This is a genomic window from Cyanobacterium sp. (genome assembly GCF_054166785.1).
This window is the reverse complement of the sequence record NZ_JBSZCP010000059.1, coordinates 88,947-101,061: the sequence shown is the minus strand read 5'-3', so window position 1 is coordinate 101,061 and position 12,115 is coordinate 88,947. Positions and strand designations below refer to the sequence as shown.

Below are 12,115 nucleotides of genomic sequence, written 5' to 3'. Positions count from 1 at the left end.
TAAACTTAAGATAACTAAATTAGCTATATTTTAACCCTAGTTCAGAAAAACAATTAATAATTAAGAATAAGCATTTAATACTACTTTATTATGAATAGTAAATATCGTCACAGAATCTGTATCATAGGGGGTGGTTTTGGTGGATTATATACAGCCATTGAACTAGATAAATTAGATCGAAAAAGAGAATTTGAAATTATTTTAATTGACCAGAATCAACATTTTTTGTTTACTCCTCTCCTCTATGAAGCAATTACTGAAGAAATTACCCATTGGGAAATTGCTCCAAAATTTAATTTTTTACTTAGAAAAACTAATATCACTTTTATCAATAAAAAAGTAATTAACATAAGTTTTAAACAACGCCAAATTCTATTTCAAGATAAAGATACAATGAATTATGACTATACTGTTTTAGCCGTAGGTCAACAATCTTATTTTGCAGTAGAAGGAGCCGAAAAATACGCCCACACCTTTAAGACCCTAAAAGACGTATTAACACTAGAAGATAAAATAGAGTTTTTAGCAAATAGTCCTCAAGAAAAATTTAACGTCACAGTAGTAGGAGCAGGGGCAAATGGAGTTGAAATAGCAGGGAAAATAACGGATAAACTTAAAAATAAAGCTAACGTTATTTTAATTGATCGAGGAAAAGAAATTCTCAAAAACTTTCCAAAAGGAATGCAAAAATATGCTTGGAAATCCCTAAAAAAAAGAAATGTTCAAATATACCTAGAAACTAACATAAATAAAATAGAAGAACATAAAATATATTTTAAAAATAAACTCAATCAAAACTATGAAATAGATTTTAATTTAACTGTTTGGACAGGAGGAAATATGACTCCAAAATGGGTGAAAAAACTAAATTTATCTCAAGATGAACAGGGAAAAATACTAACGAAGGCCACATTTCAGCTGTTTGATTTTGATGATGTATTTGCCATTGGTGATTTAGTTACTCTAATAGATAGAAGCGGGAAAAAAATTCCAGCTAAAGCACAAGCAGCTTTTCAAGGAAGCCATACCCTAGCAAAAAATATAATGGCATTATCTGAGCAAAAAAAACTCAAATCTTTTCGTTACCAGCACTTAGGAGACATGATGACGGTGGGAATTAATGATGACATCATAAGTGTAGTCGGTATTACCATAACTGGATTTATCGCTAGTGTCATTCGCAAATGGGCTTATATTTTTAGAATGCCGACTTTTAATCATTGCCTCGAAGTTGTTAAACATCGCATTTTTAAGGGTTAATTTTTCCCTCCAAAAACAAAATTTCCTGTTCTTGTCAGCTTCCTTGTAAATGCTAAAGTATAATAAATCGTTAAAAACAAGAATTAAACTGATATAGTTTAAATCACATTAATTAGTCAGCGCCCCCAGGGCCAATAGCGAGAATCACAACTGGAGAAAAAATCAACAATGGGAAGAGTCGTTGGTATAGACTTAGGTACAACAAACTCGGTAGTAGCTGTGATGGAAGGTGGCAAACCGTTAGTAATTCCTAATTCTGAAGGTAGCCGTACTACTCCTTCTGTGGTGGGATTTAACAAGGATGGGGAATTAGTTGTGGGGCAAATGGCTAGGCGCCAGGCAGTTTTAAACCCTCAAAACACATACTATGGTATTAAGCGCTTTATGGGGCGCCAATATGGAGAATTAACGGAACAATCAAAACGGGTACCCTACACCATCCGCCGTGATGAGGTGGATAATATTAAAATTCGTTGCCCTCGCATCAAAAAAGAATTTGCCCCCGAGGAAGTCTCCGCCATGATTTTGCGTAAATTAGCACAGGAGGCAGAAAGATATTTAGGAGAGGAAGTAACAGGGGCGGTAATTACCGTACCAGCCTATTTTAATGATGCCCAACGTCAAGCCACAAAAGATGCGGGAAAAATTGCAGGGCTAGATGTATTAAGAATTGTTAATGAACCTACCGCCGCTTCTTTAGCCTATGGTTTGGAGAAAAAAGGCAGTGAAAAGATATTAGTTTTTGACTTGGGGGGGGGTACCTTTGATGTTTCTATCCTAGAAGTAGGGGATGGAGTCTTAGAAGTACGGGCTACCAGTGGAGATACCCAGTTAGGGGGTAATGATTTTGATAATAAAATTGTAAACTATCTGGCAGAACAGTTTTTAGAAGAAGAAGGAGTTGATTTAAGGCGCGATCGCACTTCACTCCAAAGATTAACCGAAGCCGCTGAAAAAGCAAAAATAGAACTATCTGGGGTAAGTAACACCGAGATTAATTTACCCTTTATCACCGCCACCGAAGATGGCCCCAAACACATAGAAACTAACCTCAGCAGAGCCAAATTTGAAGAGATTTGCGGAGAATTAGTATCCCGTTTACGGCGCCCCATCCAACGAGCCTTAAAAGACGCAGGATTAAGTCCCATTCAAATCGATGAAGTAGTATTAGTAGGAGGCTCAACCCGCATTCCCATGGTACAGGAATTGGTACGTAGTTTCATCGACATCGAACCCAACCAAAACGTTAACCCTGATGAGGTTGTAGCCGTCGGGGCAGCAGTTCAAGCCGGAATTTTAGGCGGAGAAGTCAAAGACATCCTTCTCCTTGATGTAACCCCCCTATCCATCGGTGTGGAAACCATTGGAGGAGTAACCAAAAAACTATTACCCCGTAACACCACCATCCCCGTAAGACGTTCCGATGTTTTTTCCACCTCAGAAAATAACCAAACCTCTGTGGAAATTCATGTGGTGCAAGGGGAAAGGGAAATGGCAGAAGATAACAAATCCCTTGGACGTTTTAAACTGACGGGGATTCCCCCAGCCCCTCGGGGAGTACCTCAAATACAAGTCGCCTTTGACATTGACGCTAACGGTATCCTGCAAGTTATGGCAAGGGATAAAACCACAGGTAGAGAGCAAAGCGTAGTAATTCAAGGGGCTTCCACCCTTTCTCAGATGGAAGTTACCACCATGATGCAAGAAGCAGAGGCATTTGCCAGAGAAGATAGAGAAAGACGGGAAAGAGTCGAAAAACGTAATCGAGCCAAGGCTTTGACAGATCAAGCCCAGAGAAGGTTACGGGAAGTTACCCTCGATTTTGGTAGTCAATTTACTAGCCCCTATCGTCGGGATGTAGAATCCTTATGTCGGGAAATTTTAGACAGCTTAGATCAAAATGACGATCGCAAATTAGACCGTACCCAAGCAGACTTACAAGATGTATTATACGAACTAAATCGAGAAGTCAGACTGCAATATAACGACGAAGAGGAAGGCTTCTTTGAGTCCATCAAGAAAACCTTTATCGGTGATGATGATGAAGAATACAATCCTCGGGATTCAAGAAATATCTACCGTCAAACAGACTCAACCCTTTATGGTGGTAGAATGTCCTCTGGTTATGACCGTGGTTATGGTGGTAATAGCGTTAATGACTATGATTATGGGGCAGGGCTTTCTTCCCCTCCCAGTCGTCGCCCCCCTTCACGCCCTTCCCAACCTCCTACCCGTCGAGGTTATGATGATTATCCTGAAGATAAAAATTATCGTACTAATCGTAAACGTGATATTCCCTACCAAAATGATTGGGATGATGATGAATGGTTTTAAATAATTGATAATGGATAATTGATAATGGATAATGAAAGACTAGGGGAATGGGGAATGGTGAAAATTTGTTTTTAATTGCTTATTCTCTTTTCCTTGATTTCAAAGATATTTAAAAAAAACTATGGCATATTATTGGTACAAAGCGTTTCATATTATTGGGATTGTAGTTTGGTTTGCAGGATTGTTTTATATGGTGCGTTTGTTTGTTTATCACGCTGAAGCAAGGCAAGAAAGCGAACCAGCTCAAACCATTTTGACGAAACAATATGAGATAATGGAGAAGCGTCTTTATAACATCATCACCACCCCCGGGATGATTTTGACGGTAGCCATGGCGGTAGGTTTAATTTCCACCGAGCCAGAGGTGCTAAAATCGGGATGGTTACACGCCAAATTTTTGTTTGTAGGTTTACTCCTCATTTACCATTTTTGGTGTGGTCGTATTATGAGAAAACTAGCTAAGAATGAAAATTCTTGGACAGGGCAACAATTTCGGGCATTCAACGAAGCCCCCACAATTTTGTTATTAGTTATTGTTTTATTGGCTACATTTAAGAATAATTTACCCCTTGATTTAACTACATGGCTAGTAGCAGGATTGGTAATTTTAATGGCGGCAAGTATTCAGTTATACGCTAAAAAACGTCGTCAAGATAAGGAAAGATTAGCCCAAGAATTGGCTCAAGAAAATTAATTTTGACCTTGGGGTGGGCAATGCCCACCATATAACTATATATTCTAGGCAATAACTTTTATTGTCTGCAAACTACCATCATTTATGCCCGTAATTGTTGCTCCAGAAATAATAACTTTTTGAAGATAATCTAACGCTTTTTTAGTAATTTTTTCCCCCGTCACTAGGATAGGAATACCGGGGGGATAAGCGGAAATCGTTTCTCCACTAATTTGATTTAAACTATCTTCTAAATTAACAACCTTTTTCTCTGCCCACTGGGCTTGGCGAGGAGAAATTACCAACTCAGATTCAAAATTAAGACCATAAAAATTAGGCTGTTTGTTTAATTCTTTTTTGTGATGTTTTGCTAACTTTTTTAGTCCGTCAATTAATAACTTTATATCAGAAATATCATTCCCCATGGAAATAATGAAAGTCAAATTAGTTAAAGATGGCAATTCACAAGTAACACTCAATTCTTCGTGTAAAATTTCATCTGCTAGATAACCAGTTATCCCTAAGCCACTAACATTAACCGTCAATCTAGTAATATCCAAATTATGAAAACTAGGAGTCGGTTTTTGAAATTCAAGCACTCGAAAATAATCTAATTTTTTTATCTTTTTTCTTGCCATTGTCGCCAAAAAAATGGTTTTATTTAATAACTCCTCTCCTTCCCTTGCCATCTGGGTAGTGGCAGACTCCAAAGAAGCTAATAAAAGATAACTAGGACTAGAAGACTGTAATAATTGTAATGCGTTACTAATGCCATCGGGGTTAACTAAATCCCCCTGTAAATGAACCATGGAAGCCTGAGTTAAAGCCCCCAAAACTTTATGGGTAGATTGAATAACAACATCAGCACCGCCATCTAGGGCGCAAGTTGGTAGTTGAGGATGAAAAGTAAAATGGGCGCCGTGGGCTTCATCTACTAGCAAGGGAATATTATAACTATGGGCAACCTTAGCGATTTCTGTTATGTTGCTACAGATACCATGGTAGGTAGGGGAAACAATCATTACGGCTTTGACATCTGTATTTTGTTGTAAAGCTAGTTCGATTTGTTGGGAAGATAATCCATAACAAATATCAAAATTTAGATCATATTCAGGATTAATAAAAATAGGAATTGCCCCTGATAAAACTAAGCCATAAATCACTGATTGATGAACATTTCTCGGTAAAATAATCTTATCCCCTTCTCGGCAAGTTGCCAAAATTGAGGCAATAATTCCACAGGTTGAACCATTAATTAAAAACCATGTTTTTTTTGCACCAAAAGTCTGGGATGCAAATTCTTGGGCTTCTTTGATAACACCTTCTGGGGCGAAAAGATTATCTAATTCTGGTAATTCTGGTAAGTCGGCTTTAAATACCGATTCTCCTAAAATTTTTTTCAGTTCGATATTTGCCCCTTTTCCCTGTTTATGTCCGGGAGCATAAAAGGGTGCATGGTGTTTTTCTAAGGATTTTTTGAGTTGATTTATAAGGGGATTATTCATCGATTACCCCATTATTTCTTGTAGTGCATATTCAAGGGCGATCGCACTGTGAGTCCAATGGGTACCCCCCTGACAAAAAGCGATATAGGGTTCTCGTAAAGGACCATCGGCAGATAATTCGGACGTACTACCATCAATAAAAGTACCCCCAGCCATAATTAAATTACTCTCATATCCTGGCATAGGGGCAGGGATAGGATCAAGATACGAACCCACGGGGGAATACCTCTGAATAGCACGACAAAAGGCAATGAGGGCTTCAGGATTACCAAACTTAACCGCCTGAATAATATCCCGACGGGGGGCCAAAGGTAACGGATTCACCTCATAACCCAACTCAGCAAACACCATGGCAATGAGATGGGTACTTTTGATGGCTTCCCCCACCATTTGCGGTGCTAAAAATAACCCTTGGAAAAGGAGACGATTTTGGTCAAAAGTAGCTCCTCCACTACTGCCAATACCCGGCGCCGTGAGACGACAACAGGCTTTTTCTACCAAATCCTCACGCCCTGCGATGTACCCCCCCGCCGTTACGATAGTCCCCCCTGGATTTTTTATGAGCGAACCTGCCATCAAATCTGCCCCTACTCCAGTCGGCTCAAGGGTTTCGATAAATTCCCCATAACAGTTATCCACAAAACAAATCGTATCAGGATTTTGAGCTTTAACCATCTTCACAATCCTTTCAATGTCTGCTACCGAAAGACTTTTACGCCAAGAATAACCACAGGAGCGCTGAATTAAAACTAATTTTGTTTCTGGTTTTACCGCCGTTTGTAAACCTTCCCAGTCAATTTCCCCAGAGGGAGTTAAATCCAATTCACGGTATTTTATCCCCAATTCCTGGAGGCTTCCTTGCCCCTCTCCCCGAATGCCGATAACTTCTTCTAGGGTGTCGTAGGGATGTCCTGCCACCGCCAACATTTCATCAGCGGGACGTAACACCCCATATAAGCAAGAGGCGATCGCATGGGTACCCGACACTATTTGCACTCTTACGGCACTACTATTCGCCCCCACAACCCTCGCAAAAACCTGATCTAATACCTCTCTCCCAAGGTCATCATGACCATAACCACTTACACTACTAAAATGATGGACTCCCACTTTATATTCCTGAAAAGCACTCAACACTTTATGCAGATTATGCTTAATCTGTTGATCAATTTGAGCAAAGGTAGGAGCTAATTTTTCGGTGGCGGTGGAAATTAATTGAGATGGATTCATTTAGTCTAATTGATAATGGAGAATGGATAATTGATAGTTAGGGTAAATAAAAAAATGGCTGTTACAAAATTTTAGATTTTTTGGCACTTAATCACTGTATTTTAAAAAATGAATATAAATACTCATAAGATACAAAACGCCATGTTAAAGAAAATTTTATACGCCGACTCAGGAAATGGTCACACCCAAGAAATGTTAAAAATTCTACAGGATATTCCTGCTTTTCAAAACTGTGACCTAACTATTTTACACGTTGTTTCCCCCCAAACCACCGCCGATGCCTTGGAAACCAAATGGGAAGAAGGGGGTAAAATTCTTGCAGATATAGTTCAAAATGCTAATATTGACCCTAGCAAGGTGTCAACTATCCTTAAACAGGGTGAACCTAAAGACGTTGTTTGTCAGGTGGCCCAAGAAATTGATGCGGATTTAATTTTGATGGGTTCTCGGGGTTTAAAAAGGTTAGAATCATTTTTGGAAAACTCTGTAAGTCAATATGTATTTCAACTGAGCGATCGCCCCATGCTCTTGGTCAAAGATGATATATATATAAGAAGGATAAAAAGGGTAATGTTAGCCCTAGATAAATCCGAGGCAGCCCAATATGCCCTAGAGTTAACCATTAATATGCTCAAAGACTATCGGGAAGCGGAATTGTATCTAGTCAGAGTTAACCCAGATTTAGATGCAAATGTGGATTTATCGAGAACAGAAATGGAAGAAAATCCCATCCTCGCCCCTGCCCTTGCCCAAGCCAAAAGAATGGGTATCAATGCCCGTTGTATCGTTACGGGGGGTAAACCGGGTAAAAAAATCTGTCAGTTAGCCGAAGATAAAGACATTGATTTATTATTACTAGGCTCTCCAGATCGTCGTCCTTCCATCGCCAAAAGTTTGGTAGATTTAGATCGTTTACTGGGTTCTTCTCTTTCTGATTATATAAGAGTAAATGCCAACTGCCCTGTTTTATTAGTTAGAAAATAAATTTTAGGTTTCAGGTGTTAGGGAAATAGGTCATTAATTCTTCATTCTCAATTCTCCATTATCAATTATTATCATGTCTATAGGCGATCGTTTTAATCGAATTAGAGGCAAAACTAGATTTGTTGTCTCCCGAATTTTTATCCATTTACAGGGGGAAGAAATCGCCCCTTTATTGGGGGTATTAAATGAAAATGCCCGTAATGCGGTGGATGCGGATGGAGATTTGGCGGTGATGGGAGAATGTTTAGTAAATGTGTGCCAGAGTCTGCTTCAGTATCAAAATTTTTGGCGTAGTGCTTCCAATGAAGGGGATGTATTTTGGGATGAGGGAGAAGCGGGAGATTATGTAGAAGAATTGTTTACCGATTCAGCCAATCGTTATCTTTCTCAGCCTGATGTAATGCCCCAAGGTGATGAAAACCAACCTTTATCCCTACCCATAACCGATAATTTACTTGTTATGATCACAGTAGCTTTTGAAGGGGAATCCCCTGATATTGAAACGGATTTGGCGGAATATGATTTCCTTAGTGAAGGGTTAAAAGCCCTTATCAGTCTTAATTATAAGGGAGGATACCGTGCGATCGCACTTCATTTTTCCCCTGCCCGACTAGGAGAAATCCTCACCGAAGAACAAACTATTCTCAACTTTCCTGAATTAATACCTTTATAAATGAGGGAATAGGGAATGGTGACAATATCTTAAATACCCAGTTATCCTCATAATTAAGCAATGCCAAGTTGTTAGATAAAAATCTTTATTCTTTCATCCCTTAAAATTTTTCCCCTATCCCAAACAAAACCTTACTTATAAAGAAATTAAAACACAATCACCAAAATTACAATGTTTAAGAAATTACTAGCCATCTGTTTAGTCATAACCCTCGGTTTTACCACCGTCGCTTGTGGCTCAAATAATGTTGTGCGCACCAGCAATACAAACTTTACCAATAACACCACCCAACCCATTAATAATATTCCCAATGGACAATATCCCGTCCAACAAGCCACCTTTAATGATGTGGATGGAGAATATAACCTAATGCTATTAAACACCCCCTCTGGTAGTCGTCCTAGCTATATGACTACAGACTTGCAAATGGCGAGGTTAACCGATGAAGAAATCGAAGCGGGGAAACAAACCTACGTAGAAATTAACGGTGATGAAGCAGTAATGCACCTTACCGAAGATTTTCGCATTGAATACATCCACAACGAAACCGAAACCGTTACCAATCCTAACACTGGCAGACAAGAAACCGTAATTGTTAGACAACAATCTAGCTTCTGGAGTCCTTTTGCGGGCGCATTGGCAGGACAAGCCATTGGTAGTATGTTATTTCGTCCTCAATATTATGTTCCCCCCGTCTTTCAACCCGGAGTACCCTTACGAGGATTTGGGGGTTATGGTAGTAGTTATACCCAAGCGGTAGATAGTTATCGCAGTAACCATAATACCGTGCCTCCCGTGGAAAGAAATCGTCAGTCCGTACGCACCACCGGCACTATTAGAAATAGTCAAACGGGGGCAGTAAGGGGTAGTACCCTAAGCGGTACAAGGGCGACAGGCTCTGGGGTTGGCTCTAGTAACCTCCGTAATAATGGTACTTCCAACAGCACCACCAGACAGAGAAATAATAGTAGTTTTGGTACTAACCGTAATAACACAAGGAGAGCGCCCGTACGCCGTGCGCCTACCCGTAGTAGAGGTTTTGGGGGCGGCCGTCGTCGTTAGTTAATTTTTATCCTCCACTTTACCCCTTTCCTTTGGGAGAGGGGATTTTTATGGTTATTTAATTACTTTTTAACTACATTCATATCTACAAAAAAATGTGCAGAGCAGATTAAAATGGTATCTACAAATCTTTGAATCATTGATTATTGTTTGCCAAAATGGGTAAAAAATCACCGTCCCCAGCAGGAATAGACAAAATGGTAACGGGAGTTTTACAAACTATCCAAGCCCAATTTAATCTACCAAATATTAAACAAGGTGCGATCGTACCAAAAATAAAACTTAAGAATGGAAGTAATGGCAAAACCCATGAATATCCCCTCCTAGGAGAGCGTTATATCATCGGTAGAAATAAAAATAGTTGTGACATTATTCTTCGCAATCCCATTATCAGTCAAATTCACTGTGCTGTTGAAAAAGATAAACAAACTAATCGATTTAAGATAAAAGATTTACAATCTACCAATGGAATTTACTCGGGCAATAAACGCTACCAATCTGTCACCCTACGCCATAATGATGTTGTCACCCTAGGGCCTCCTGAGTTAGAAGATGTTATAGAGTTATATTTTGATAAACCTCCGTCTAAGTTAGCGTTAATTCTTCGTTACGGACTATTTATTATCACGGGTTTTTTGATGATTTTGTGTGCCATTGTTGTCGTGGCTTGGTCACAATATACCGTTTATCCCATGCCCCAAGGTAACACAGGAGCGACGGTAGTTTATGGAGAGGATGGTGTCACCCCCCTTGCCCCTCGTATTTCTTCCCCCCATCGAGAGTTGGATAATCTAAGGGATTTTTCCCTTTCCCTTCGACAAGCCCTCATCGCCTCGGAAGATACTCGCTACTATTGGCATTTTGGGGTTGATCCTCTGGGGGTATTACGGGCTATTCTTATCAATAAAGGGGATAGTGGCATTAGACAGGGGGCAAGTACCCTTACTCAGCAGTTGGCGCGTAGTTTATATCCTGAAGTGGGTAGGGAAAACAACTTGGCTAGAAAGGTAAGAGAAATGATTGTCGCCACTAAGTTGGAAGCGGTATATAGTAAAGATGAAATCATGAGGGCTTATCTCAATCGGGTTTATTTGGGTATAAATCTTTATGGTTTTGAGGATGCGGCCAGATTTTATTTTGGTAAGTCGGCACGGGATGTTTCTGTGGCGGAGGCGGCGGCTTTGGTGGCTATTTTACCTGCACCTAATGCTTACAACCCTGTACAGGATTATGATACGGCCTTGGGGTTACGGAATCGGATTATTAATCGCATGGTGTCTTTGCGTATGATAACAGAGGATGAGGCAAGTAGTGCTAGAAGATCTCGCATTGAGATTACCCCTGAAGCTAGGGAGACGTTATCTAATATTATTGCTCCTTATTTTTACAGTTATGTTTTTGATGAGGTGCGGATGTTGTTGGGGGCGGATTTGTTACAGGAGGGGGATTTTATCATTGAAACGGGGTTAAATTTTAAGTATCAAACGGAGGCGGAAAACTCCCTTAAGGATTATATCAATACTAATGGATCTCGTTTTGGTTTTGACCAAGGGGCGATCGCCACTATCCACAGCAAAACAGGGGAAATTGTGGCCCTGGTGGGGGGAAAAGACTTCAAAGAAAGCCAATTTAATCGAGCTACCCAAGCCCAACGACAAGCCGCCTCCACCTTCAAAATATTTCCCTACACCGCCGCCCTCGAAGCGGGTATATCCGCCAATAAAACCTATTCCTGCGCTGCTTTACAATGGCAAGGAGTACAGTTTCGCCCCTGTAATAACTTTTCTGCCCCCATCGATATGTTTGTAGGCATGGCAACCTCTGAAAATGCGGTAGCCCTAAGAGTTGCCCAAGATGTGGGTTTAGATAAGGTAGTGGCCACTGCCAAAAAAATGGGTATCAATTCTCCCTTAAATCCCGTACCCGGTTTAGCCCTAGGGCAAAGTGAAGTTAACGTTTTAGAAATGACAGGGGCTTATGCCACCATTCCCAACCAAGGAGTCTGGAATCGCCCCCACGCCATCAAAGTAATTCGAGATGGTAGAGACTGCGAAAATATTGATGAATACCATACCTGTAGAGAAGTATATCGCTTTAATCAGGGGGGATATGAAACCAAACAAGCTATTACTCCCCCCGTAGCCCAAACCATGCACGAAATGTTCAGAAGGGTAGTAACTTCTGGCACAGGTAGAAACGCCAGTATTGGCAGAGGGGAAGGGGGAAAAACAGGTACTAATTCCAGAGGTATCGATTTATGGTTTATTGGCTATAGTACCCAAGATGATTTAACTACGGGGGTATGGTTGGGTAATGATAACAATTCACCCACTAGGGGAGGTAGTGCGCAGGCGGCTTCTTTGTGGGGTAGTTACATGAAAAAGTTACTTTAAC

At 40.2% G+C, this 12,115-nt stretch carries 9 protein-coding genes; 7 read left to right on the top strand and 2 right to left on the bottom strand.

What is annotated here, in order from left to right:
* The first annotated feature begins 90 nt into the window (after positions 1 to 90).
* From ACXITR_RS12450 to hemJ, 3 genes are all read left to right on the top strand, one after another.
* Positions 91 to 1,260: an NAD(P)/FAD-dependent oxidoreductase gene (locus tag ACXITR_RS12450; RefSeq protein WP_457997540.1), complete on the top strand. Its 1,170-nt coding sequence runs from the start codon at positions 91 to 93 to the stop codon at positions 1,258 to 1,260.
* Between the two features lie 168 nt (positions 1,261 to 1,428).
* Positions 1,429 to 3,594: a molecular chaperone DnaK gene (dnaK, locus tag ACXITR_RS12445; protein WP_457997539.1), complete on the top strand. Its 2,166-nt coding sequence runs from the start codon at positions 1,429 to 1,431 to the stop codon at positions 3,592 to 3,594.
* A 121-nt stretch (positions 3,595 to 3,715) separates the two neighbouring features.
* The gene (gene hemJ / locus ACXITR_RS12440) at positions 3,716 to 4,288 is read left to right on the top strand and encodes a protoporphyrinogen oxidase HemJ (protein ID WP_457997538.1); all 573 of its coding nucleotides are present in this window, start codon (positions 3,716 to 3,718) and stop codon (positions 4,286 to 4,288) included.
* Positions 4,289 to 4,332: 44 nt separating this feature from the next.
* Here the strand turns inward: hemJ and ACXITR_RS12435 are convergent, their stop codons facing one another.
* Together ACXITR_RS12435 and ACXITR_RS12430 are read right to left on the bottom strand one after the other, a co-directional pair.
* Positions 4,333 to 5,772, bottom strand: coding sequence for an aminotransferase class I/II-fold pyridoxal phosphate-dependent enzyme (locus ACXITR_RS12435; RefSeq protein ID WP_457997537.1), 1,440 nt, complete (start codon positions 5,770 to 5,772; stop codon positions 4,333 to 4,335).
* Between the two features lie 3 nt (positions 5,773 to 5,775).
* The gene (locus tag ACXITR_RS12430) at positions 5,776 to 7,002 is read right to left on the bottom strand and encodes a methionine gamma-lyase family protein (RefSeq protein ID WP_457997536.1); all 1,227 of its coding nucleotides are present in this window, start codon (positions 7,000 to 7,002) and stop codon (positions 5,776 to 5,778) included.
* Between the two features lie 141 nt (positions 7,003 to 7,143).
* On the opposite strand from ACXITR_RS12430, the gene ACXITR_RS12425 reads away from it, so the two are divergent.
* The 4 genes from ACXITR_RS12425 (at position 7,144) to ACXITR_RS12410 (ending at position 12,114) form a co-directional block, all read left to right on the top strand.
* A complete protein-coding gene (locus ACXITR_RS12425; RefSeq protein ID WP_457997568.1) occupies positions 7,144 to 7,986 on the top strand; it encodes a universal stress protein in 843 nt (280 codons plus the stop codon).
* Positions 7,987 to 8,056: 70 nt separating this feature from the next.
* Positions 8,057 to 8,659, top strand: coding sequence for a DUF1517 domain-containing protein (locus tag ACXITR_RS12420; protein ID WP_457997567.1), 603 nt, complete (start codon positions 8,057 to 8,059; stop codon positions 8,657 to 8,659).
* A 171-nt stretch (positions 8,660 to 8,830) separates the two neighbouring features.
* Complete coding sequence (locus ACXITR_RS12415; RefSeq protein ID WP_457997535.1) at positions 8,831 to 9,721, top strand: hypothetical protein; 891 nt, start codon at positions 8,831 to 8,833, stop codon at positions 9,719 to 9,721.
* Between the two features lie 158 nt (positions 9,722 to 9,879).
* Positions 9,880 to 12,114, top strand: a complete 2,235-nt coding sequence (locus tag ACXITR_RS12410; RefSeq protein ID WP_457997534.1) for a transglycosylase domain-containing protein — start codon at positions 9,880 to 9,882, stop codon at positions 12,112 to 12,114.
* The last annotated feature ends 1 nt before the right edge of the window (position 12,115 follow it).

Coding starts and splice junctions, on each gene's coding strand:
- ACXITR_RS12450 (WP_457997540.1), top strand. CDS start 91: ATGAATAGTAAATATCGTCACAGAATCTGTATCATAGGGGGTGGTTTT.
- dnaK (WP_457997539.1), top strand. CDS start 1,429: ATGGGAAGAGTCGTTGGTATAGACTTAGGTACAACAAACTCGGTAGTA.
- hemJ (WP_457997538.1), top strand. CDS start 3,716: ATGGCATATTATTGGTACAAAGCGTTTCATATTATTGGGATTGTAGTT.
- ACXITR_RS12435 (WP_457997537.1), bottom strand. CDS start 5,772: ATGAATAATCCCCTTATAAATCAACTCAAAAAATCCTTAGAAAAACAC.
- ACXITR_RS12430 (WP_457997536.1), bottom strand. CDS start 7,002: ATGAATCCATCTCAATTAATTTCCACCGCCACCGAAAAATTAGCTCCT.
- ACXITR_RS12425 (WP_457997568.1), top strand. CDS start 7,144: ATGTTAAAGAAAATTTTATACGCCGACTCAGGAAATGGTCACACCCAA.
- ACXITR_RS12415 (WP_457997535.1), top strand. CDS start 8,831: ATGTTTAAGAAATTACTAGCCATCTGTTTAGTCATAACCCTCGGTTTT.
- ACXITR_RS12410 (WP_457997534.1), top strand. CDS start 9,880: ATGGGTAAAAAATCACCGTCCCCAGCAGGAATAGACAAAATGGTAACG.